Origin of the sequence: Bergeriella denitrificans NBRC 102155, assembly GCF_001592185.1 — a bacterium.
Classification (GTDB): domain Bacteria; phylum Pseudomonadota; class Gammaproteobacteria; order Burkholderiales; family Neisseriaceae; genus Neisseria; species Neisseria denitrificans.
In genome coordinates this window covers 1-22,525 of sequence record NZ_BCWL01000010.1, presented here as the reverse complement: position 1 = coordinate 22,525, position 22,525 = coordinate 1, and the positions used below count along the sequence as shown (strand labels likewise).

The 22,525-nt window shown below is 57.0% G+C and carries 24 protein-coding genes and 1 riboswitch; of the genes, 5 read left to right on the top strand and 19 right to left on the bottom strand.

The window, feature by feature from the left end; all coding sequences use genetic code 11:
* Positions 1 to 196 precede the first annotated feature (196 nt).
* The 3 genes from BDE01S_RS01840 to BDE01S_RS01830 all read right to left on the bottom strand — a co-directional run bounded on the left by BDE01S_RS01840 (position 197) and on the right by BDE01S_RS01830 (position 3,023).
* Positions 197 to 1,240, bottom strand: coding sequence for an ABC transporter permease subunit (locus BDE01S_RS01840; RefSeq protein WP_066076543.1), 1,044 nt, complete (start codon positions 1,238 to 1,240; stop codon positions 197 to 199).
* A gap of 395 nt (positions 1,241 to 1,635) precedes the next feature.
* Positions 1,636 to 2,565 carry a CobW family GTP-binding protein gene (locus tag BDE01S_RS01835; RefSeq protein WP_066076540.1) on the bottom strand — a complete coding sequence of 310 codons (930 nt, stop codon included), beginning with the start codon at positions 2,563 to 2,565 and terminating at the stop codon, positions 1,636 to 1,638.
* A complete protein-coding gene (locus BDE01S_RS01830; protein WP_066076537.1) occupies positions 2,556 to 3,023 on the bottom strand; it encodes a Fur family transcriptional regulator in 468 nt (155 codons plus the stop codon). Before BDE01S_RS01830 ends, BDE01S_RS01835 begins: the two co-directional genes overlap by 10 nt.
* A 179-nt stretch (positions 3,024 to 3,202) precedes the next feature.
* Here BDE01S_RS01830 and BDE01S_RS01825 point away from each other — a divergent pair, with 179 nt between their 5' ends.
* Entirely contained in the window at positions 3,203 to 3,760 is a 558-nt protein-coding gene (locus BDE01S_RS01825; RefSeq protein ID WP_066076548.1) for a nitroreductase family protein, read from the top strand.
* Between the two features lie 119 nt (positions 3,761 to 3,879).
* On the opposite strand, the gene panD is transcribed toward BDE01S_RS01825, so the two are convergent.
* The 8 genes from panD to folB all read right to left on the bottom strand — a co-directional run bounded on the left by panD (position 3,880) and on the right by folB (position 9,022).
* Complete coding sequence (gene panD / locus BDE01S_RS01820; protein ID WP_066076534.1) at positions 3,880 to 4,263, bottom strand: aspartate 1-decarboxylase; 384 nt, start codon at positions 4,261 to 4,263, stop codon at positions 3,880 to 3,882.
* A gap of 144 nt (positions 4,264 to 4,407) precedes the next feature.
* Positions 4,408 to 4,731, bottom strand: coding sequence for a divalent-cation tolerance protein CutA (gene cutA / locus BDE01S_RS01815; RefSeq protein ID WP_066076531.1), 324 nt, complete (start codon positions 4,729 to 4,731; stop codon positions 4,408 to 4,410).
* A gap of 13 nt (positions 4,732 to 4,744) precedes the next feature.
* Positions 4,745 to 5,413 carry a histidinol-phosphatase gene (locus BDE01S_RS01810; protein ID WP_066076528.1) on the bottom strand — a complete coding sequence of 223 codons (669 nt, stop codon included), beginning with the start codon at positions 5,411 to 5,413 and terminating at the stop codon, positions 4,745 to 4,747.
* A 70-nt stretch (positions 5,414 to 5,483) separates the two neighbouring features.
* Positions 5,484 to 6,164: a DnaA regulatory inactivator Hda gene (hda, locus tag BDE01S_RS01805; protein WP_066076526.1), complete on the bottom strand. Its 681-nt coding sequence runs from the start codon at positions 6,162 to 6,164 to the stop codon at positions 5,484 to 5,486.
* A 169-nt stretch (positions 6,165 to 6,333) separates the two neighbouring features.
* Entirely contained in the window at positions 6,334 to 7,293 is a 960-nt protein-coding gene (locus tag BDE01S_RS01800) for an SPFH domain-containing protein (RefSeq protein ID WP_066076523.1), read from the bottom strand.
* An 11-nt stretch (positions 7,294 to 7,304) separates the two neighbouring features.
* The gene (locus BDE01S_RS01795) at positions 7,305 to 7,727 is read right to left on the bottom strand and encodes an NfeD family protein (RefSeq protein WP_066076520.1); all 423 of its coding nucleotides are present in this window, start codon (positions 7,725 to 7,727) and stop codon (positions 7,305 to 7,307) included.
* Between the two features lie 87 nt (positions 7,728 to 7,814).
* Positions 7,815 to 8,576 carry a 5'/3'-nucleotidase SurE gene (surE, locus tag BDE01S_RS01790; protein ID WP_066076517.1) on the bottom strand — a complete coding sequence of 254 codons (762 nt, stop codon included), beginning with the start codon at positions 8,574 to 8,576 and terminating at the stop codon, positions 7,815 to 7,817.
* A gap of 89 nt (positions 8,577 to 8,665) precedes the next feature.
* Positions 8,666 to 9,022: a dihydroneopterin aldolase gene (gene folB, locus BDE01S_RS01785; protein WP_066076514.1), complete on the bottom strand. Its 357-nt coding sequence runs from the start codon at positions 9,020 to 9,022 to the stop codon at positions 8,666 to 8,668.
* 59 nt (positions 9,023 to 9,081) lie between these two features.
* Here folB and plsY point away from each other — a divergent pair, with 59 nt between their 5' ends.
* Complete coding sequence (gene plsY, locus BDE01S_RS01780; RefSeq protein ID WP_066076511.1) at positions 9,082 to 9,687, top strand: glycerol-3-phosphate 1-O-acyltransferase PlsY; 606 nt, start codon at positions 9,082 to 9,084, stop codon at positions 9,685 to 9,687.
* Positions 9,688 to 9,748: 61 nt separating this feature from the next.
* On the opposite strand, the gene thiE is transcribed toward plsY, so the two are convergent.
* From thiE to thiM, 3 genes are read right to left on the bottom strand one after another with little or no spacing between them, the layout of a single operon-like run.
* Positions 9,749 to 10,432 (bottom strand): thiamine phosphate synthase, encoded by a 684-nt coding sequence (gene thiE / locus BDE01S_RS01775; RefSeq protein ID WP_066076507.1) that lies wholly within the window; start codon positions 10,430 to 10,432, stop codon positions 9,749 to 9,751.
* On the bottom strand, positions 10,429 to 11,247 hold the full coding sequence (gene thiD, locus BDE01S_RS01770) for a bifunctional hydroxymethylpyrimidine kinase/phosphomethylpyrimidine kinase (protein ID WP_066076504.1): 819 nt from the start codon (positions 11,245 to 11,247) through the stop codon (positions 10,429 to 10,431). The genes thiE and thiD overlap by 4 nt, the downstream gene beginning before the upstream one ends.
* The gene (gene thiM, locus BDE01S_RS01765; RefSeq protein ID WP_066076501.1) at positions 11,240 to 12,037 is read right to left on the bottom strand and encodes a hydroxyethylthiazole kinase; all 798 of its coding nucleotides are present in this window, start codon (positions 12,035 to 12,037) and stop codon (positions 11,240 to 11,242) included. Before thiM ends, thiD begins: the two co-directional genes overlap by 8 nt.
* 139 nt (positions 12,038 to 12,176) lie before the next feature.
* Positions 12,177 to 12,268: riboswitch (TPP riboswitch) on the bottom strand.
* Between the two features lie 118 nt (positions 12,269 to 12,386).
* Between thiM and nadE the strand changes: the two genes are divergently transcribed.
* On the top strand, positions 12,387 to 13,178 hold the full coding sequence (nadE, locus tag BDE01S_RS01760; protein WP_066076498.1) for an NAD(+) synthase: 792 nt from the start codon (positions 12,387 to 12,389) through the stop codon (positions 13,176 to 13,178).
* 124 nt (positions 13,179 to 13,302) lie between these two features.
* Here the strand turns inward: nadE and BDE01S_RS01755 are convergent, their stop codons facing one another.
* The 5 genes from BDE01S_RS01755 to BDE01S_RS01735 all read right to left on the bottom strand — a co-directional run bounded on the left by BDE01S_RS01755 (position 13,303) and on the right by BDE01S_RS01735 (position 19,009).
* Positions 13,303 to 14,985, bottom strand: a complete 1,683-nt coding sequence (locus BDE01S_RS01755) for a glutamine--tRNA ligase/YqeY domain fusion protein (protein ID WP_066076496.1) — start codon at positions 14,983 to 14,985, stop codon at positions 13,303 to 13,305.
* Positions 14,986 to 15,170: 185 nt separating this feature from the next.
* On the bottom strand, positions 15,171 to 15,950 hold the full coding sequence (locus BDE01S_RS01750; RefSeq protein ID WP_066076493.1) for a DeoR/GlpR family DNA-binding transcription regulator: 780 nt from the start codon (positions 15,948 to 15,950) through the stop codon (positions 15,171 to 15,173).
* Positions 15,951 to 16,166: 216 nt separating this feature from the next.
* Positions 16,167 to 17,069 carry a LysO family transporter gene (locus BDE01S_RS01745; RefSeq protein ID WP_066076490.1) on the bottom strand — a complete coding sequence of 301 codons (903 nt, stop codon included), beginning with the start codon at positions 17,067 to 17,069 and terminating at the stop codon, positions 16,167 to 16,169.
* Between the two features lie 219 nt (positions 17,070 to 17,288).
* The gene (gene alr, locus BDE01S_RS01740) at positions 17,289 to 18,347 is read right to left on the bottom strand and encodes an alanine racemase (RefSeq protein WP_066076487.1); all 1,059 of its coding nucleotides are present in this window, start codon (positions 18,345 to 18,347) and stop codon (positions 17,289 to 17,291) included.
* A 164-nt stretch (positions 18,348 to 18,511) separates the two neighbouring features.
* Positions 18,512 to 19,009 carry a YbhB/YbcL family Raf kinase inhibitor-like protein gene (locus BDE01S_RS01735; RefSeq protein ID WP_066076485.1) on the bottom strand — a complete coding sequence of 166 codons (498 nt, stop codon included), beginning with the start codon at positions 19,007 to 19,009 and terminating at the stop codon, positions 18,512 to 18,514.
* 145 nt (positions 19,010 to 19,154) lie between these two features.
* Between BDE01S_RS01735 and BDE01S_RS01730 the strand changes: the two genes are divergently transcribed.
* Positions 19,155 to 20,138, top strand: coding sequence for a cation diffusion facilitator family transporter (locus BDE01S_RS01730; protein WP_066076546.1), 984 nt, complete (start codon positions 19,155 to 19,157; stop codon positions 20,136 to 20,138).
* Positions 20,139 to 20,249: 111 nt separating this feature from the next.
* Positions 20,250 to 22,247: a DNA helicase Rep gene (gene rep / locus BDE01S_RS01725; protein WP_066076482.1), complete on the top strand. Its 1,998-nt coding sequence runs from the start codon at positions 20,250 to 20,252 to the stop codon at positions 22,245 to 22,247.
* The last annotated feature ends 278 nt before the right edge of the window (positions 22,248 to 22,525 follow it).

Here is a 22,525-nt window from a genome sequence, read left to right as displayed (position 1 = left end):
CAAGGCGAGTTAACGACGTATGATTTTGTAGTTGAATGGTTATATTTTTGCTGTCGGGAAATGATTGCCGCAGACCGGACGCCAACCCGGCAGTAGAACGGCAGGTTGGATTGTAAACCCAATATGTTCAAATTTTCAGACGGCCTCTTCATTGATTAAATGTGCCGGGTTTGCAACCCGACCTACCTGCTGTCTATTATTTGCCGCCGAAATGTATCCGCGGATCCACCCATGAATACGAAATATCCGACAGCAATTTCGCCAGCAAGCCCATCAGCGTGAACACATACAGCGTACCCATTACCACCGGATAATCGCGCTTCATCACCGCTTCGTAGGAAAGCAGCCCCAAGCCGTCGAGGGAAAACAGCGTTTCAATCAAAAGGCTGCCGGTGAAAAATGCGCCGATAAACGCAGCGGGAAAGCCGGTAATCAGCGGAATCATCGCGTTACGGAAAATATGTTTCAGCAGAATCTGCCGCTCCGGCAAGCCCTTGGCGCGGGCGGTGTACACATACTGGCGGCGGATTTCTTCGAGAAACACATTTTTGGTCAACACCGTCATCACCGCCAGATTGCCCGCCACCGAAGCGGTAACCGGCAAGGCCATGTGCCACAGATAATCCTTGATTTTACCCGTCCACGAGAGCTGCTCGAAATCGTCGCCCACCAAGCCGCCCTGCGGAAACCACGCCAAAAAGCTGCCGCCGCCGAACAACACCAGCAACACCAGTCCCAATACAAACGGCGGAATGGTATAACCCACCAAAACCACCACGCCCGTCAGCGTATCGAAGCGGCTGCCGTCTTTCACAGCCTTGGCGATTCCCAGCGGAATGCAGATTAAATAAGTCAGGAAAAACGTCCACAAACCCAAGCTCATGGAAACGGGCATTTTTTCTTTGACCAGTTCAAACACGGTTTGATGGTGGAAAAAACTCTCGCCCAAATCAAAGCGGGCAAAGCGCGCCACCATATCGGTAAAACGCTCAAGGGGCGGCTTGTCGAAACCGTAGAGCGCGTTTAATGCCGCCATATCTTCGGCACTGAGCCGGCCGTGTTTCAACATCGTGCCTCCGCCGCCCGCCGTCTCACCGCCCACCCCGCTTTGCGTGAGCTGCTGCACCATCTGCTCCACCGGCCCGCCGGGCACGAATTGGATGATGGCAAAAGTCACCGCCAAAATCCCGATCAGCGTCGGGATAAGCAGCAGCAGGCGGTGGAAGATGTAACGCCACATTTGGTTTTACCTTTTGTTTTTATTTGGGAAAAGCCGTCTGAAAATTCTAAAAAACGTAGGGTGGGCATCCCTGCACATGCTTGAATACCCAACGACGTCATTCCCGCGCAGGCGGGAATCCACCAATGAAATGAAGTAACTTATTTTAAAACACTCACGTTGCTTAATATTGAAAGTGGATTCCCGCCTGCGCGGGAATGACGTCGCAGAGTGTTTCTGCTTTTTTGCAAAGGTCTCAGCCGTCTGAAAACTCTAAAAAAATGTAGGGGCATCCCTGCCCACCACTCATTCGTAGAATGAGATAAACCGTCAAATTAAATGCGGTTCTTTGCCTCTGGCAAAGTGGTGGGCAGGATACCCACCCTACGCATACCGTTTTTTCAGACGGCCTTTGTTTACTCCAACGCCTCTTTCAATTTCTGCTCAATCAAATCCGCGTCAAACGATTTGGCAATCAGTTCAAACCTTGAATCGCGCCGCCAGGAGACTTGGTTGGCGCCCCATTGTCCGTCCACCCAGTTGAGCCATACCCAAGTGCCGAGCACCTGAAACACGCCTTTGGCGCGCACCAGGCCTTCGGTCATTTTCGGCAGGTCGTTGAAGAAGTGGGTCAGGCGTTCGCCGTCGAAGTCTTGTCCGGCGGGGAAGGTAAAGCCTTCGGATTGGAAGCCCATTGTGTTATCCGGCAGCACTTCGGCTTTGAGGCGGTAGCGCGGTTTTTCAATCACGGGGATGTCCAGCCATTGAATGTCGAGCCTCGCGTTTTGCACTTCCACCACTTTGGCTTTCGGGGGGAAAAGTTTGGCAGCCTGTTCGTGAAATTCGGCCATCACTTCGGGCGTACATAAATCGGTTTTGCTCGCCACCAAAACGTCGCACACGCCGATTTGGTCTTTATATAAAGCCTGCTGCGCGTAATCGGGGCTGACAAACTGGCGCGGATCGACCACGGTAAACACGGCGGCGATTTCCAATTCTTCGGAGAGCGGTTTGACTTTCAATTCGTCAATCACGCTGGCGGCGTGGGCGAGGCCGCTGGCTTCAATCATCAGGCGGTCGGGCTTGGCATCGCGCAGCATTTTCTGCACGGTATTGCCCAATTGGGGGCCGGCGGTGCAGCAGAGGCAGCCGCCGGCAATTTCGGCCACGGGAATGCCGTTGTCGCTCAATACTGCGCCGTCAATGCCGATTTCGCCGAATTCGTTGACGATAATCACCCATTTTTCGTTCGGGTCTTTTTGCGCCATCAGGCTTTTGAGGGCGGTGGTTTTGCCCGTACCCAAAAAGCCGGAAATCAGGTGGACTTTGGTTTTCTTTACTGACATTTTCTGCACACTCCGGTTAACACGACATGTTCTTCTTTCAAGGCAAACCCGCTGGCGGCCAAGCCTGCGCGCAAAGCCGTCCATTCTTGGCTCAAAGTCTGCTCGTCAACCGCGCCGCACTCGGTACACACCAAAATAAAGGCGCTGTGGTGCGCTTGTGCTTCGCCGTGGCGGCAGTGGTCGCTGCAATCATGCTGCGCGTGGCTGCACAACACATAGCCGTTGACCGCCGCCACTTTGTGCAACACGCCCTGCTCCGCCCAAAAGTCCAACGCGCGGTAGGCGGTGGGCGGAGCAACCGCGCCTTCGCTCTGCTGCTGCATCTGCGATAAAACGTGATAGGCTTTGATGACGCCGGTTTGCTGCAATACGATGTCCAGCACCTGCTCGCGCAGCGCAGTCACCTGCGCGCCGCCGAGCTTGGCCTGCTGAAGGATTTTTTGTTTGATGGTGTTCATACGTCGGTGTGTGTCCGGGCGGTTGTCAATCTAAAGTGAAACGACTATACATTATAACGTGTTTGCCCTTTTTGGCGCAGATTGCGATGCAGGCCAAATGAGAAATATTCTTGATTTGGTAGGCAAGCGCGGCAAACTGTGCTATAACAAGCCGTCTGAAAATGATTGAGTACCTTAACATGGATGCGCTGACGCTCTTAACCACCCGACGTTCTTCCAAAAAACTGGCTGCGCCCGCCCCTAGCGCCGCGCAGATTGAAACCATGCTGCAGGCGGCCACGCAAGTGCCCGACCACGGTAATATGCGCCCGTTCCGCTTTACCGTTATCGAGAGCGCCGATGGGCTGCAACGCTTCCGCGACCTTTTGAAGCAAACCGTCAGCGAATTGAATTTCGGCGATGAAGCCATGCAGAAAGCCGAAAAAGTCGGCCAAATGGCGCCGCTGGTGATTGGTGTCACCTTCTGCCCCAACCGCGACGTACCCAAGCCCAAGCCGGAATGGGAGCAGATGCTCACCGCAGGCTGCGCGGCTTATGCGCTGCAACTGGCTGCTTCCGCCCAAGGCTTCGACAATGTCTGGATTAGCGGTATGTGGGTCAACAGCCCGCTGCTGCGCGATGCTTTCGGCTGCACCGACAAAGACAAAATCATCGGCCTGATGATGGTCGGCACGCCCACCGAACATAACGCGCAAGCGAAAAACACCGATTTAGCGCAGTTTACCGCACGCTGGTAAGCACACCGGCGCAAACAAGCCGTCTGAAAACGGGGTATTGCTTTCCGTTTTCAGACGGCTTGTCGGTTTATTGAAGCCAAATACGCGGCCTGATCTGATTCAGACGGCCGCTGCCGCGCTTACAAAACCGTATGCGGCGGCTCGTACGTGATAATGTCGCGGATTTTGTTTTCGCTGTCCACCAACACCACTTTCGGCTCGTGTGCCGACACTTCCGGCTCGGAAAGCATCACATACGACATGATAATCACGATGTCGCCCTTCTGCACCAGACGCGCCGCCGCGCCGTTCAGGCAGACCACGCCGCTGCCGCGCTCACCGGGAATGGTGTAGGTTTCAAAGCGTTCGCCGTTGTTGTTGTTGACGATGGCGACTTTTTCGTTCACACAGATGCCTGCGGCATCGAGCAAATCCAAATCAACGGTAATGCTGCCGACATAGTTTAAATCGGCTTCGGTAACGGTGGCACGGTGAATCTTGCCGCCGAGCAGGGTACGGAACATGTTTTTCCTTTTAAAACGCTGAAGCGGCGTAAGCATCTCCGCCCGCCGCCCGAAATATACTGCACATAGCGGGCTGCTGCCCGCCTACTCGGATTTTCAGACGGCCTTATTTAAATAAAAACCGTCTGAAAACGAAAGCCGCCATTATAACCCCACTTGCGCCTTCAACCAACGCAAATAAGGCACAAACCCGCGCGAAACGGGCTGCATGATGATTTGCGGGCAATCGTAGCTGTGGTGCGCCAAAACGGTTTTCTCCACCGCCTTGTAATGACAACGCGCGGTTTTGATGACGATGCGGGTTTCTTCGTCGCGGCAGATTTTGCCCTGCCACACATAATCGCTGCGGATGTTCTCGTATTGCACACAGGCGGCCAGCCCGGTTTCCAGCAGCGCGGCGCCGATTGCTTCGGCTTCTTCGGGCGTAGCGGCGGTTGTGGTGATGATAACGGGTTTAAACGACGGCATTTTCAGACGGCCTTTATTTGAAATTCAGCACCGGCCAGCCTTTGGCTTTGGCTTCGGCTTCCAGCTCGGCATCGGGGTTGACGGCGACCGGCTCGTTCACATAGCGTAAAAGCGGCAAGTCGTTTTTGGAATCGCTGTAAAAATACACTTTGCCGTAATCGGCCAGGCTTTCGCCGCGCGCGGTCAGCCATTGGTTGAGGCGGGTGATTTTGCCTTCTTTCAGGCTGGGCGTGCCGGTGTAATTGCCGGTATAGCGGCCGTCTGCGCCGATTTCCAGCTGCGTGCCGATGACGTTTTCAATGCCGAACAGTTGGCAGATGGGCGTGATGATGAATTCGTTGGTCGATGAAATCACCAGCAGTTCGTCGCCCGCGGCCTGATGGCTCTGCACCAGCATCACCTGCATCGGCGAAATGTGCGGCATGATGAATTCGGCCATAAATTCACGGTGCATCTGCGCCAGCTCTTCCATGCTGTACTCTTTCAGCGGCGCCAGGTGGAATTTGAGAAAGGCGTCGATGTCGAGGCAGCCGTTACGGTAATCCTGGTAGAACTTTTCGTTTTGCGCCTCGGTGTATTCCACATCGACCAAGCCTTTTTTCATCAGGTATTGCGGCCAGGAGTGATCGGAATCGGTGTTAATCAGGGTATTGTCGAGGTCGAAAATAGCAAGGTTTTTCATAAATGGCCTTTGGGTATTCGGGAAATCGGCGGGCGCAAAGCCCGTAGAAGCAAGGAAAGCCGTCTGAAAATCAATCTGATTGCGGCGGGCTTTCCTGCTGTTTCAAAAGCTGGCGCAGCAGCGGCAGGGTAATCCGCTTGCCCATCATCACCGCGTAATTGTCGAGCGTGTCCAGCATCTGCATCAGGCTGTCCATATCGCGCCGCCAATGGTTGAGCAGGTATTCGAAAATTTCGGCATCTACCGTTACCTGGCGTACCGCCGCCATGCTGGTAAGCGCGTCGATTTTTTCCTGATCGCTCAGCGGCTTGACTTCATAAACCAGGCAATAGGCCATGCGCGTACGCAGGTCTTCGCGCACCACCAGCTGCTGCGGGTTGCACGCCGAGCCAAGCAGCAGGAAGCCTTTGCCGCTGTTGCGGAAGCGGTTGAACACGGCAAACAGCAGCGCCTGCTCTTCGTCATTGAGCTTTTCCACTTGGTCGATGGCCAGATATTCGGCATCCAGCGCGGCTTCGGTCAGCGGCGTTACGGCGGCATCGATATACACCGCGTTTCGCCCGCTCTCCAAAGCCTGGGCAATCCAGGCTTGCAGCAGATGGCTTTTGCCCGCGCCCTCTTCGCCCCAGACATAGATAAACTGCCCGTGGCGGTGTTGCAGCACATACACCAGCTCGGCATTGGACGTACCGAGAAACTTATCGAAACTCGGATAGTCGTGGACGGCGAAATCGAAAATCAGCTGGTTCACAGGCAGTCAATGGGGAAACGGGTTCGGAAGCAGGCTATTTTACGTTGTTTCCGCTTCCACCATCAAGCCGCCTGTGGCAGGCCGTCTGAAAATGCACATTTTCAGACGGCCTGCACACGCAAAACGGCCGCAACCCGAAAAGGCTGCGGCCGATACGCTGCCGGAACACTTATCCGGCCTGTTTGTTGCCCTCGACGATTTTCAAACCCGCCGAAACCAGGCTGCCGATGTCGGCCACGTTGGCGGGCATAATCAGGGTATTGCCCTCTTTGGCCAAATTACCGAAAGCGGCGACATACTGCTCGGCCACTTTCAGGTTTACGGCTTCGTTGCCGCCGGGGGTTTGCAGGGCGGCAGCGATTTGGCGGATGGCGTCGGCATTGGCTTCGGCCACCAGGCGCAGCGCTTCGGCTTCACCCTGCGCGCGGTTGATGCGGGCGATTTTTTCACCGTTGGAAGCGTTGATGGCGGCCTGCGCCTCACCTTCGGACTGCTGGATTTCCGCTTCGCGCTGGCCGCTGGCCAAGTTAATCTGCTCGATCTTGCGGCCTTCCGATTCGGCGATACGGGCGCGTTTTTCCCGCTCGGCGGTAATCTGCGCCTGCATGGAGCGCAAAATTTCCTGCGGCGGCACAAGGTCTTTGATTTCGTAACGCAGCACTTTTACGCCCCAAGACACCGCCGCTTCATCCAGCGCGGCCACCACGATGCTGTTGATTTCGTCGCGCTCTTCAAAGGTTTTGTCCAATTCCATACGGCCGATGACCGAGCGCAGCGTGGTTTGCGCCAGCTGGGTAATCGCCATGATGTAGTTGCTGGTGCCGTAAGAAGCCAGCTTGGGATCGGTGACTTGGAAGTAAATAATGCCGTCCACCGTCAGCTGCGTATTGTCGCGCGTGATGCAGACCTGGCTGGGTACGTCCAGCGGAATTTCTTTGAGCGTGTGCTTGTAGGCCACGCGGTCAACAAACGGAATCAGGATATTCAGGCCGGGATTGAGCGTTTTGTAAAACCGCCCCAAACGCTCGACCACATAGGCTTCCTGCTGCGGCACAACAATAAAGGCTTTAAAGCCGAATACCACCGCCGCAATCAGCAGCAGCACGGGAAAACTGTACAACATCTCCATAGATGCCCTCCTCAATGTGAATGTAAACGAACCAGCAGCAGATTGCCTTCTTTGCCGGTAATCACCGCGCTCTGCGCCGCTGCGGCATCGGCGGGGTTGATCGCCCTGGCCTGCCAGTGCGCGCCACGGTAAACCACTTCGTAAAGCGCGCCGTGCAGATGCCGCTCGATGCGCACGGTTTGGCCGATGTCCAAATCATTCTCGGCCGCTTCCTGCGCTTTGCTGCGCCGGTGTTTGCGTGCCCACGCGCGTACCGGCCAGATAAACACGGCCGACAATAATGCCGCCGTCAGCAAAGCCGCCGGCGTACTGTCCGTCAGTGCGGCCACTGCGCCCGCACCGAGCAGGGCAACACACACCACCAGCAGGTAAACCGTACCGGCAAACAGCTCCAAAATCAGCACCAATGCGGCGGCAATCAACCAAAATGTCATGGGAACTCCTTTATCGGCTCACGGTCAGCACATCAAGATAAACGATAATGCGCCCCGCTTCAAACGCCTTTGCCTGCTTTTGCTTTTTCAGACGGCCTGTTTGCCCGCGCCCTGCCAAAATCCGGCCACGTCCGCCATATCCTGATACGCAGTCAAATCCACTTGCAGCGGCGTAATGGTGATAAATCCGGCTTCGCATTCGCCGAAATCCGTACCTTCTTCCCGATCGGATACCGCGCCGACCGGCCCGATCCAATACACCGCTTCACCGCGCGGGTTGTGCGAGGGCACGATGCTCTGGGTATGATGCCGCCGCCCCAGACGGGTAATTTTGATGCCTTGGATGTCTTCGGGCGCAACGGCGGGGATGTTGATGTTCCACAATACCGGCTGCGTGGGCGGGTTTTTCAGCAGATACTCCAGCAGCATCCACGCTGCTTTTTCCGCCGTTTCCCAATGACGGCCGCTGAAATCGTTGAGCGACAGGGCCACAGCGGGAATGCCCATCAGATAGGCTTCGGTTGCTGCGGCGACTGTGCCCGAATACAGGGTATCGTCGCCCATATTCGCGCCGTTGTTGATGCCGGAAAGTACCAAATCCGGCTTAAACTCCGGCAGCGCGTGCAGCCCCAGATGGATGCAGTCCGTCGGCGTGCCGCTGACATAATAAAAGCCGTTTTCCGCCAGCTTGATACGCAAAGGCCGGTCTAAAGTCAGCGAATTGCTCACGCCGCTGCGGTCGCGCTCCGGCGCCACCACGCGCACATTGGCAAATTCCGCCGCCACTCTGGCCAAAATTGCAATGCCCGGCGCCAGATAGCCGTCGTCGTTACTGATTAAAATATTCATCGTTTTTTACCGCTCCGTATCGGGGAACACATCATCATGATTAATAAGGCAAGCCGCCCGCCGCGCTTTGACAGTCGTCACCCAAATGTTTAACCATCCGCCCGGCCGCGCTCGATTTCCACGCCGACTTCTTTCACATCGGGCAAAATTCCCGGCTTCACGATACGTACGCGCACCCACAAAGCACCGAAGTTCTGCAAAATCAGCGCAGCCACATGCTCGGCCAGCATCTCCAGCAGCAGGAAATCCTGATTACGCAGGCTGCGGCGCACCGCTTCGCATACTTCGCCGTAATGCACGGTATCGCCGATATTGTCGTCCGCACCCGCGCCTTCGGGCACGCCGATGTCCAAATCCAAAACCAGCGTCTGCCGCTGCTCGCGCTCCCAATCATAGACGCCGATTAAGGTTTCCGCCTTCATGCCGCGTAAAAAGATTTTATCCATTTGCTTGCACCTGTTTTTTCGTTAGAATAGCTGCTTCATTTTAAAATAAAGTCCGCGCAATGTTCAATCTGGCCGCCGTTCTCTCTTCTTATCTCATCGGCTCGCTCTCGTTTGCCGTTATCGTATCCAAATATTACGGCATGGACGACCCGCGCACCTACGGTTCGGGCAACCCCGGCGCGACCAATGTCTTGCGTACCGGCAAGAAAAAAGCCGCCGCGCTGACCCTGCTCGGCGACGCGCTCAAAGGCGTGGCCGCCGTGGCTTTGGTGCGCTGCCTGCAGGAGCCGCTGGGGCTGGCCGATTCCGCCGTCGCCCTCTCCGCGCTGGCCGCGCTCATCGGGCATATGTGGCCGATTTTCTTCGGCTTCAAAGGCGGCAAAGGCGTGGCCACCGCTTTGGGCGTATTACTGGCTTTATCCTGGCCGACTGCGCTGGTGTGCGCGCTGATTTGGCTGGTGATGGCATTCGGCTTCAAAGTCTCCTCACTCGCCGCCCTGACCGCCACCGCCGCCGCACCCGTTGCCGCCTATTTCCTGATGCCGCACGCTTCGTGGGCAGCCGCCACCTCCGCCATCGCCCTGCTGGTGCTTTACCGCCATAAAAGCAATATCCTCAACCTTCTGCAGGGCAAAGAAAGCAAAATCGGCGATAAAGCGGAATAAGCCGGATACATCATATACACAGGCCGTCTGAAAAATTGAATTTTCAGACGGCCTGTTTGCCTTATTGCGCCTCGCCCAATGCTGCGGCTTTCAACCTTTTCACCGTTTCGGCCACATCATCGGCCTGCGTAATCGCGCTGATGACCGCTGCGCCGTCTGCGCCGTTGGCTGCCAGAATCGGGATGTGTTCTTCGCGGATGCCGCCGATCATCACGATGGGCAGGGTAATGCCGGCTGCCCGCGCTTCGCGGACAAAATCCAAGCCCACGGGCGGGCGGTGTTTTTCTTTGGACGCGGTAGGAAACACCGGCCCCAAGCCGCAATAATCGGCTTCTGCGTCGGCTTCCGCCTGCGCGAGCTGCGCCAGTGTGTGGGTGGAAAGCCCGATTATCAGCGATTGGCCGGCCCGGCGGCGAATTTCGGCCGGCGGGGTGTCTTCCTGGCCGACATGGATGCCGTCTGCGCCGACAGCCAACGCCAAGTCCAAATCGTCATCAATGAAAAACGGCACTTGATGGCGGCGGCACAAATCGCGGCATCGCTCGGCCAGGGCTTGGCGCTGCTTCGGCTGATGCGCGAGCGAGCCGGCGCCTTTGTCCCGAAACTGGAAACAGGTGATGCCGCCGGCCAATGCCTGCGCCAATACGTCTAGCAACTTGGCGGCGCGCTCGTCGGGCGTACCCTGAAAATCTTGCGAACCGGCCACAAAATAGCAGGCCAGCATGGCGCGGATATTCGGCTTCATATTGCCCCCGTTTGGCGGTAATAAGCCCAATGGTTGGTCGGCCCGTGCCCCTGCCCGATTTCGAGCGCATCAGCCACGGCGGCGCTGATAAAGGCTTTGGCGGTACGCACGGCATCGGCCACGTCATGCCCTTTGGCCAGCTCGGCAGCGATGCAGGCGGAAAACGTGCAACCTGTGCCGTGGGTATGACGCGTGGGGATGCGCGGACTTTCCAATACAAAATCACCCTCGGGCGTAAACACCCAATCGCGGCAAACCGCGCTTTGTGAGTTTTCCAGATGCCCGCCTTTCAAAACCACAGTTTTCGCACCGCAGGCCTGTAAAGCCGAGGCGGCTTCCTGCGCGCTTTTATCGTCGCTGACTTTGATGCCCGTCAGCGCTTCCGCTTCCGGCAGATTGGGTGTCACCACATCGGCCAGCGGCAGCAGCAGGGTTTTCAGCGCTTCGACGGCACTCTGCTGCAACAGGGGCGCACCGCCTTTGGCAATCATCACGGGATCCAATACCGAGCGGCCGAGCGTATGGCGCTGCAAGGCTTGTGCCACGCATTCAATCACATCCGCATCACCGAGCATGCCGATTTTGAACGCAGATACATGAAAATCGGCGGCCACGGCATCCAGCTGTGCGGTAATCATCTCGGTGGGAATTAAATGGATGCCGCTCACGCCCAGCGTATTTTGCGCGGTCACGGCGGTGATGGCCGACGTACCGAATACGCCGCGCATCTGAAAGGTTTTCAAATCGGCCTGAATGCCCGCGCCGCCGCCGCTGTCCGAGCCGGCAATGGTTAATGCTTGTGGAATATTACGCATAAACAATCCTCGCTTGATGTGTGACGGTTTCCGCAGAAAGCGCGCCCAATTCGTCCAGCAGCCGAACGCCGAACTGCCCCAATTCAGACGGCTGCAAAGCGGCGGCCGCCCGTTCGCCAGCCACCGCATAAGCGGTACAGGCTTCGCAGACGGCTTCAAACACCGCCCCGTCCGCCACCGCAGCAAACGCGCCGCAGATGGCGCCGAGCAGGCAGCCTGACGCGGTAATTTTTTCAAACATGGGCGTGCCGTTGGCGATTTGCGCGGCGCGGCGGCCATCGCTGATATAGTCGGTTGCACCGCTAAGCGCGGCCACGCAGCCGTATTGCTCCGCCACGATGCGGGCGATTTCCGCCCGATCCGCGTCGCCCTCGCCCGCGTCCACACCTTTGGCCTGCCAGCCCACGCCCGCCAGATAGGCCAGCTCGCCCGCATTGCCGCGAATCACGCTGAAACGCACTTCGTCCAGCAGCCGCGCCACCGTTTCGCGCCGGTAAGCCGTGGCCGCCACGCCCACGGGGTCGAGCACCACCGGAATGCCCGCGCGGTTGGCAAAACGCCCCGCCGCCAGCATCGCCTGCGGGTCTTTGCCGCTCAAAGTGCCGATATTAATCACCAGCGCACGGCTGATATGCGACAGGCACTCCGCCTCGACAGGCTCGGCCGACATCAGCGGCGACGCGCCCACGGCCAGCAGCCCGTTGGCCGAAAAATGTGCGGCCACAGTATTCGTAATGGTATGAACCAGCGGATTTTGACTGCGGATTTTGTCTAAATAAACGGATTTCACCGCTTCCTCCCAATATATATGCTTAAAAGATGGTCTGAAACATCACAGCCGGCCGGATCAAACCGGCGGCATCGGGCATACGCGGGAAGACGGCGCGATGAAATATTTGAATTGCAGAAAAGACAGGAAGAAAGAAGAAAAAGGGGACATATTAGTTTCCTACGCCAGCATTAACTGTATCAGGTTCACGGGTTTCATCTCAGCTTGCATTAAGCACCCCGACTAATTGCCGCCGAGTGTAACAGACTACCCCGCCGCAGGCAACCGCCGCCGCAGGCCGTCTGAAAAAGCCGCTTTTCAGACGGCCCGAAAACACGCTATCATCTGCCCTTCAATCAAGGAGCGCCCCATGCAAACCCAAGCCGTTATCGAACACATCACCCGCTGGCTCGCCGATTACGCCCAGAGCGCACACGCCAAAGGCTTTATTGTCGGCGTGTCCGGCGGCATCGACTCCGCCGTAGTATCCACCCTCGCCGCCCGCACCGGCCTGCCCGTGCTGCTGCTGGAAATGCCCATCCGCCAGCAGCCCGACCAAGTCAGCCGCGCCCGCGAACACATGGCCGCCCTGCAGCAGCGCTTCAGCAACGTACAAAGCCTGAGCATAGACCTCACCCCCACCTTCGACACCTTTGCCGCCACCGCCGAAGTCGATGCCGACACCTTCCCCAACAAAGCGCTTGCCCTGGCCAACGCCCGCTCGCGCCTGCGTATGCTCACCCTCTACTACTACGGCCAACTGCACGGCTTGCTCGTTACCGGCACCGGCAACAAAATCGAAGACTTCGGCGTCGGCTTCTTCACCAAATACGGCGACGGCGGCGTGGACATCAGCCCCATTGCCGACTTAACCAAAACCCAAGTATACCGCCTCGCCGCCGCACTGGACGTAGCCGAATCCATCCAAAAAGCCGTACCCACCGACGGCCTGTGGGACACCGAGCGCACCGACGAAGAACAAATGGGCGCCAGCTACCCCGAGCTGGAATGGGCCATGAGCGTTTACGATACCCACCGCCCGGAAGATTTCAGCGGCCGCCAACGCGAAGTCCTCGAAATCTACACCCGCCTGCACCGCGCCATGCAGCACAAAATCAACCCGATCCCCGTCTGCACCATTCCGCCCGAATTGTTGGGATAGATTTCAGATACAAACGTATCGCCGACTAAGCGTGTTTGAGGCAACATAAAAAAAAGCCGTCTGAAAAATCTATTTTTCAGACGGCTTTTTTACCCTTGCTTATCTCAATCGATAAGCGCCCTGCTTATTTGCCCTGCCAAGAGTCTTTCAGCGTAACTGTGCGGTTGAACACGGGGGCTTCGGGCTTGTGGTCTTTGCGGTCGGTGACGAAATAGCCCAAACGCTCAAACTGCCAGCGGCTTTCTGCGGGCAGGTTTTTGGCAACCGGCTCGGCGTAGGCGGTGATCTCCTGCATGGATTCGGGGTTGAGGAAATCGGTAAACGGCAGGTATTCGCCGTTTTCGCCGCGCACGGCATCGGGGCGTTCGACGGTAAACAGACGGTCGTAGAGGCGCACTTTGATTTCGGCGGCGTGTTCGGCAGATACCCAGTGGATGACGCCTTTAACTTTGCGGCCTTCGGGATTTTTGCCCAAGGTGTCGTGGTCGATAGAGCATTTGAGTTCCACCACATTGCCGTCTGCATCTTTCACGGCTTCGTCGCATTTGATGACGTAACCGTGGCGCAGGCGCACTTCGCCGCCGAGGGTCAGGCGTTTGAAGCCTTTGGGCGGGTTTTCGGCGAAGTCGTCGGCTTCGATGTAGATGGTGCGCGATACGGGGATTTCACGCTCGCCCAAGTCTTCGCGGTTGGGGTGGAAGGCGGCGCGGCGGCTTTGGGTTTGGCCGTCTGAAAAATTGGTCAGGGTGACTTTGAGCGGGTTCAATACGGCCATCAGGCGCGGGGAGGTGTTTTCCAACTCTTCGCGCACGGCGCCTTCGAGTACGCTCATATCCACGATGTTTTCGGATTTGGAAATGCCGACGCGTTTGGCAAACAGGCGCAGGCCTTCGGGCGTGTAGCCGCGGCGGCGCATACCGGAGATGGTGGGCATGCGCGGGTCGTCCCAGCCGGAAACGTGGCCGTCTGAAACGAGTTGGTTGAGTTTGCGCTTGGAGGTGATGGAATACAGCAGCTCCAGGCGGGAAAATTCGTATTGGTGCGGCTCGCTCGGCACGGGGACGTTATTCACGACCCAGTCGTAAAGCGGGCGGTGGGACTCGAATTCCAGCGTGCACAGGGAATGGGTGATGTTTTCGATGGCGTCGGATGCGGCGTGGGTGTAGTCGTACATCGGGTAGATGCACCATTTGTCGCCGGTGTTGTGGTGGTGGGCGCGGCGGATGCGGTAAATTACGGGGTCGCGCATGTTGACGTTGCCCGATGCCATGTCGATTTTCAGGCGCAGGGTTTTGCTGCCGTCGGCAAATTCGCCGTCGCGCATTTTGTAGAACAATTCGAGGTTTTCTTCGATGCTGCGCTCGCGATAGGGGCTGTTTTTGCCCGGCTCGGTCAGCGTGCCGCGGTATTCGCGCATTTCTTCGGCGCTCAAATCGTCCACATAGGCCTTGCCTTCTTTAATCAGGCCGACGGCGTAATCGAAGAGTTGGTCGAAATAATCGGAGGCAAAACGCGGCTCGCCCGACCATTCGAAACCCAGCCATTTGACGTCTTCTTTGATGGAATCAACGTATTCCTGGCTTTCTTTTTCTGGGTTGGTGTCGTCGAAGCGCAGGTTGCATTTGCCATCGTACACATAGGCCAGGCCGAAATTCAGGCAGATGGATTTGGCGTGGCCGATGTGCAGGTAGCCGTTGGGCTCCGGCGGGAAGCGGGTTTGGATGGCGGGGTATTTGCCGCTTTGCAGGTCTTCTTCGATGATGGTGCGGATAAAATGGTTATCGGCAAATTGGTCTTTGTTCAGCATGATGTTCTTTTTGATGAAAAACGGTTTTCAGACGGCTTACAGGGTTATATAAGCCGTCTGAATAATAATGGGGTCGCAGGCTGCGGCTTATTTGCGGCAAGAATGCTCGCCTCGGTGATGAATGCCTCGGACCGGCGCTGCGAATGCTTATTTTACCTGAATTATAGCAAGCTGCATACGCAGCTTTATTGCGGCAAATCCGCCGGAATCAGCCATTCCACGCCGGCAGCCTGCAGGATTTTCTGCATCGGTGCTTCGGGCGGGCGGGCGGTAAAGACTTTGTCGAATTCGGTGATGTTGCCGAGGCGCACCAGGGCGTTGCTGTGGAATTTGCTGTGGTCCACGCCCAAGAAACGCACGCGGGCATTGCTCATCATGGCCTGCATCACGCTGACTTCTTTATAGTCGTAATCGAGCAGCGAGCCGTCGCCCTCGACGCCGTGGGTGCTCATGATGGCGTAATCGACTTTGAATTGGTTGATGAAATCCACAGTGGCCACGCCGGTCACGCCGCCGTCCACGGGGCGCACTACGCCGGACGTGATGATAACGGTATAGTCGCTGCGGGCGGATGCCACAGATGCGACATACAGATTATTGGTGATAATCCGCAGATTTTTGCGCTTTTTCACCAGCGCGGCGGCCACGGCTTCCATGGTGGTGCCGATGCTGAGAAACAGCGATGCGTTGTCGGGAATATGCTCGGCAATGTGGCGCGCGATGGCGTTTTTCTCAATCTGGCAACTGTTGCGCTTGCCCTGCTGCAATTCGCTTTCGAGAATATCGCCCATGGTCGCGCCGCCGTGGTAGCGCCGCAAAACGTTTTCATCGCTGAGAATGTTGATATCGCGGCGTATGGTTTGCGGCGTGACATCCAGCGCCTGCGCCAGCTGCTCCACCGACATATAATGCTGCTCGCGCACCAGCGTGATGATTTTTTCGTGGCGTTGTATGCGTGGTTTCATGGTTTCTCTCTTTTATTATTTATTAACGTGCGCTCGGGACAAGGAAAGAAACCTTTTAAATTCAGAAACCTGCCCGCTCCCCAATAAAAAAGGGGTAAATGGCCGAAACGCCCAAAAGTGACTGAAAATATTTATCCCAAACCCACATTTATGATGATGTCTATGCCGTCTGAAAAAAGGCGGAATAAAGCATTGTGCCAAATTCCCTTAAACGCTTCAACCGAAAGACGAAAACACCACCATCAAGAAAGGCGCAGCCACGTTGACGATAAAGCCGAAGCTGATGGCCAGCGGCACGGCCTGCAAACCGCCGGCGCTTTGAATCACCGGCAAAGTGAAATCCAGGCTGGTTGCGCCGCCCACGCCCACCGCCGCGCTCGGATGGCGGCGCATCAGCAGCGGAATACACACCAGCGCGAAGAACTCGCGCCCCAAATCGTTCAGCAGCATAATGCTGCCCCACACCGCGCCGTAAGCCTCGGTCATCACCAAGCCGGAGAGTGAATACCAGCCGAAGCCCGAAGCCAGCGCCATGCCTTTCATCCACGATACACCCGGGGTGAGCGCGGCAAACAGCAAGCCGCCCGCCAGCGAAGACGCCATCATAATCGCCGCCGTCTGCACGCCGCGCTTGTTCACCAATACTTGGCGCAGGGTAACGCCGCTGCCGTTGAGCTGCACGCCCACCAGCAACACCAGTGCCATCAGACAATACATGCCCAGATTTTCAGACGGCAGCCAAATGCCCGCCATCAGCTTACCGAACGCAAAACCCAATACCACACAGGCCACCTGCTTGATGCTGCCCGCGATGCTGACTTTGGCTTTTTTACCCGTACCCTGCGGCTGCCACGGGCGGCGGCGGTCGAACCACATCAGCGCCAGCAGGTTTGCGCCAATCACGCAGGCAAACAGCAGCAACACCGCACCCAAGATGGTATCCAGCTGCGCGCCGAGGTTTTCCACCCGCGCCAGCGAGACGCCGATGAGCAGCAACACCGCATACACCAAACCCGCCAGCGCCTTATCAATCAGCCGCAGGCAGGACGGGGGTACTTTGATAAAAAAACCGAGAAACATCGGCACCAATACCGACGCTAAAGTCATCAGACTTTCCATAGCTTAGGCAGTCCACATAAAAATGCAACCGCTCCCGGCAGGAACGGTTGCCGTATCATCCAATCATTATCAGGCAAAACAAGCCTTATTACGCCTTATCCGCAACGCTGTTTTCAGACGACCTGGCGCGCTTATCATTCACACAAATGCCGTCTGAAAATCACACTTGCCGCTTCAGACACCGCATTTTTCAGACGGCCTGTGCGCCTTTCCGCAGCCTTATTCGGAATAGGTAAACTTCGCCCGCTTCACGTTGCACAGCAGCTCGTAAGCAATCGTGCCCGCGGCTTCGGCCACTTCGTTTACGCCCACCGTATCGCCCCACAGCTCGACTTCGCAGCCCAAGCCGTCTTGCGCCGGATCCAGCTCCACAGTGATCATATCCATAGACACCCGCCCGATAATGCGGCTGCGCTGTCCCTCGACCGCCACGGGCGTATTGGTCGAAGCGCGGCGCGGATAGCCGTCGGCATAGCCGCAGGCAATCAGGCCGACGCGGGTGGATTTGCTGGTGTAAAACGTCGCGCCGTAGCCGATGGGCGAATGCGGCTGCAACACGCGCTCGCCGAATACCTGCGTGCTCAAGCGCATCACCGGTTTTAAACGCTCGTCGCTGCCGCCAAACGGCGATACGCCGTATAAAGCGATGCCCGCCCGCCCCCAGTCGCGGCGCGCGGCCGGCACGCCCAAGATGGCGGCGGAGTTGGCCAGGCTTTCGGCTCCGGGCAGGCCTTCGCAAGCCAAATCAAACGCTTCAAGCTGCATATCGGTCATGCCGTTTTCCGGTTCGTCGGCACAGGCAAAATGGCTGAATTTCACAATCTCCGCCACGCCCGCGCACTGTTTCAATGCGGTAAAGGCGGCGGCATAATGGTGCGGAAAAAAGCCCGCGCGGTGCATGCCCGAATCCATTTTCAGCCACACCGTCAGCGGCTCGTCCCACTCGCGGGCCAGCAGCGCTTCCAGCTGCCATTGGCTGCCGACCGCCGGCCACAGGCGGTAACGCGCCACCAAATCATATTCTTCAGGCTCAAACACGCCTTCAAGCAGCACAATCGGATTATCAATGCCGCTTTCGCGCAGCGCCACCGCTTCATCCGGCGAAGCCACGGCGAAACCGTCGGCCAAATCCGCCAGCGCGTGGGCGCAGCGTACCGCGCCGTGCCCGTAGGCATCGGCTTTGACCACGGCCAGAAGTTTGCCGCCGTGGATGCGTTTCAGGGTTTGATAATTGTGGCGCAGATGGTCCAAGCGGATACGGGCGTTCAGGGGGCGCATACGGTTTCCTCGGGTTAAATTTGGGGGCGTTTTCAGACGGCCTTGCGGCGGATGCTCTGTTGTAACACAGCGGCATTTTATTTACAAGTTAACAATAAAACTCCCCATCCGCCGCGCAGATGCCGCCGGTTTATTTTGAAATGACAATCGTGCCGCGCGGGACACTAGACGTCGTAAGTGCCCATCACGCTCGCGCTGCCCAAAATATGCCCCTGCATGGCAAAATGCAGGTCGTTGAAGCGGAAGCCCTGCGGCAAATCCAACACCGTATCCAGCGCATAGACAATCAATTCATAACGGTGGCGGCAGTTGGGCGGCGCCATACCGCCGTAATACGATGCTTCGGCAATATCGAATTTGCCCAATACGCTGGCCCAAGAGTTGGCGCCCTGGGTGTAATCGGTCGCCGATACGCTGTCGTTTTCTGCTACGGCGGTGCGCTTCAAATCGGCAATCAGCCAGTGTATCCACACAAAGCCGCTGGCGGTAATCGCGTCTTTGTCTTCCAATACCACGGCAAAAGACTGCGTGCCCTCCGGCGCATCGCTGATTTCAAAAGGAATCGAGTAAGTCGGCATGCCGTTGGGGCTGAACTGGCTGCCGCGCTTGCCGTATTTGTCTTCAAATTCGCCGTTGACGATGGCGCTGCTGCTGACTTTCATCTGCTTGCTCCTTTGGAAACGAATGGAAGAAAGCCTGATTGTAACGGATTTTCCGCGCATCGGCAGCCGTTTTTCAGACGGCCTTTGCCGGGCGCGGCGGCGCTGGTATGATAAAGCCGTTTCTGTGCTGCCAAAGGAGCCTGCCATGAGCGGCCACCATCACCACGGCCACCACCACGGCCATGAAGCCAATAAGAAAACCCTTGCCGTATCCTTCTGCCTGATTGCCGCCTTTATGCTGGTGGAAATCATCGGCGGCTGGCTCACCGGCTCGCTGGCCCTGCTTTCCGATGCCGGGCATATGCTCTCCGACGCGCTGGCCATCGGCTTTTCCCTGTGGGCGTTCAAACTCGGCGAAAGAGCCGTCAGCCGCAGCCGCACCTTCGGCTACCAGCGCGCGGAAATCCTGTTTGCCCTGTTCAACGGCCTGACATTGGCCGCCATCGCCGTGTGGATTATCATCGAAGCGGCGGCGCGTTTCCGCCATCCGCCCGAAATCGCCACCGGCGGCATGCTCGCCGTCAGCATCACCGGCCTGCTGGTGAATATTGTCGTCGCCCGCTATATGCACCGCCACAGCGACGTGGAAGACAATATCAATATGAAAAGCGCGTATCTGCACGTATTGGGCGACCTGCTCGGCTCAGTCGGCGCGATTGCCGCCGCCCTGCTGATGATGGCGTTCGGCTGGCGGCTCGCCGATCCGCTTATCAGCGTTTTGATTGCGCTGCTGATAGCCCACAGCGGCATCGGCATCATCAAAAACACCACCCATATCCTGATGCAGGGCGCGCCGCAGGATATCGACCAAGAAGACCTGGTGGCCCGTATGAAAGCGGTGGACGGCGTGGAAAACGTCCACGACCTGCATTTATGGACGCTCACCAGCAGCCGCCACCTGCTCTCCGCCCACATCGTTGTGGACGGCAATATGAGCGTGCGCGAGGCACAAAGCGTATTGGAAGCCGTCGCCGAAACCGTACGCAGCCGGGGCATCGGCCATGTTACCCTGCAAATCGAAAGCCGCGAACACGGCCACAGCGAAACCCTGTATTGCGATGAAGGTCTCGGCCACGAACACCGCCATCACGATAGACATCACGACCACCATCACCCACATCAGCATTAATGCCGCACAAAAGGCCGTCTGATTTTCAGACGGCCTTTTACCCTGCCCGTACCCGCCTCCGCTCCGTGCCGCAATGCTATAATCGCCCCATTTCCTTTCCGCAAACCCACCATGAAACTCAACCCCCAGCAACAAGCCGCCGTCGATTATCTCGGCGGCCCCCTGCTCGTCCTGGCCGGCGCAGGCAGCGGCAAAACCGGCGTGATTACCCAGAAAATCAAACATCTGATTACCAAAGTCGGCTACCCTGCCCACCAAATCGCCGCCATCACCTTTACCAACAAAGCCGCCAAAGAAATGCAGGAGCGCGTGGCCAAAATGCTGCCCAAAGCGCAAACGCGCGGGCTGACGATTTGCACGTTTCACTCGCTCGGTATGCGGATTTTGCGCGAAGAAGCCGCCCACATCGGTTACAAAAAAAACTTTTCCATACTCGATGCCACCGACAGCGCCAAAATCATCAGCGAATTAATCGGCGGCAGCGGCAAAGAAGCCGTATTCAAAGCGCAGCACCAGATTTCATTGTGGAAAAACGACCTGCAAACGCCCGAGCAGGCGCTCATCAACGCGCAAAACGACTGGGAGCACCAAACCGCCCAAGCCTACGCGAGCTACCAAGCCACGCTGGAAAGCTATCAGGCTGTGGATTTCGACGACTTAATCCGCCTGCCCGCCCTGCTGCTGGCCGACAACAGCGAAGTCCGCAACAAATGGCAGCAGCGCCTGCGTTATCTTTTGGTGGACGAATGCCAAGACACCAACACCTGCCAATTCACCCTGATGAAGCTGCTTACCGGCGCGGAAGGCATGTTTACCGCCGTGGGCGACGACGACCAGTCCATCTACGCCTGGCGCGGCGCCAATATGGAAAACCTGCGTAAAATGCAGCAGGATTATCCGCAGATGAAAATCATCAAGCTCGAGCAAAACTACCGCTCCACCGCACGGATTTTGAAAATCGCCAACAAAGTGATTGAAAACAACCCCAAACTGTTTCAAAAAACCCTGTGGTCGCAATTCGGCATGGGCGAAATCGTCAAAGTCGTCGCCTGCCAAAACGAGCAGCACGAAGCCGAATGGGTGGTCAGCCAAATCGTCAAACAAAAACTCGTCGGCGGCGACAAAACCCAATACGCCGATTTCGCCATCCTCTACCGCGGCAACCACCAAGCCCGCACCTTTGAAGAAGCCCTGCGCAGCGCCCGCGTGCCCTACCGCCTCTCCGGCGGGCAAAGCTTTTTCGACAAAGCCGAAATCAAAGACGTTTTGTCCTACATCCGCCTGATTGCCAACCCCAGCGACGACCCCGCATTTCTGCGCGCCATCACCACCCCCAAGCGCGGCATAGGCGAAGCCACCCTCGGCAAACTCAACGCCTACGCCCACGGGCAGGAATGCAGCCTCTACGAAGCCGCGCAAAGCGAAGAAGCCTTAGCCCAGCTCAACACCGCCAACCGCAGCCACCTGCAAGCCTTTATGCAGATGATGGAAGGCTACCGCGCCCGTGCCGAAAGCGACGAAGCAGGCGATGTGATAAACGACTTACTCGACGAAATCGGCTACGAAGCCCACCTGCTCGCCAACGAAGAAGGCAAAGCCGGCGAAATCAAATGGCGCAACGTCAGCGACCTCACCGCCTGGCTCGCCCGCAAAGGCGAAGAAGACGGAAAAACCCTCCTCGAAATCGCCCAAACCATCGCCCTGATGACCCTGCTCGAAGGTAAAGACGAAGAAGAAACCGACGCCGTCAAACTCTCCACCCTGCACGCATCCAAAGGCTTGGAATACCCCTACGTCTTCCTGGTCGGCTGCGAAGAAGGCATCCTGCCGCACAGCGACAGCGTCGAAGAAGGCAACGTCGAAGAAGAACGCCGCCTGATGTACGTCGGCATCACCCGCGCCAAACGCCAGCTCACCCTCACCCACTGCATCAAACGCAAACGCATGGGCAGCTGGCAGTTTCCCGAACCCAGCCGCTTCATCGACGAAATGCCGCCCGAAGACATCAAAATCCTCGGCAGAAAAGGCGGCGACCCCGTCGTCAGCAAAGAAGAAGGCCGCAGCAACCTCGCCAGCCTGCGCTCCATGCTGGCCGCGAAAAAAAGCTGAAACCGAAAAATATGACGTCCATCGAATAGACTACTACGCAAGGCCGGCCTCTTAAGATTCACATCGTTCATTTCTTGTAAAATTACAGAATTCAAAAACCGCGCCAATCTTTACATTTGCTAACAATAAACAATATAGCCAACGTCACAGAGCCATTATTTTATTTAAAATCAATACACAACCCAATTCCCAGAGTCGGAATACGTCGAGCAAGGTGACTACCCGGCCGCTTTGCTAAAAAATAAAAAGGGTGAGTTGGACTGACCGTTTTATCTTAT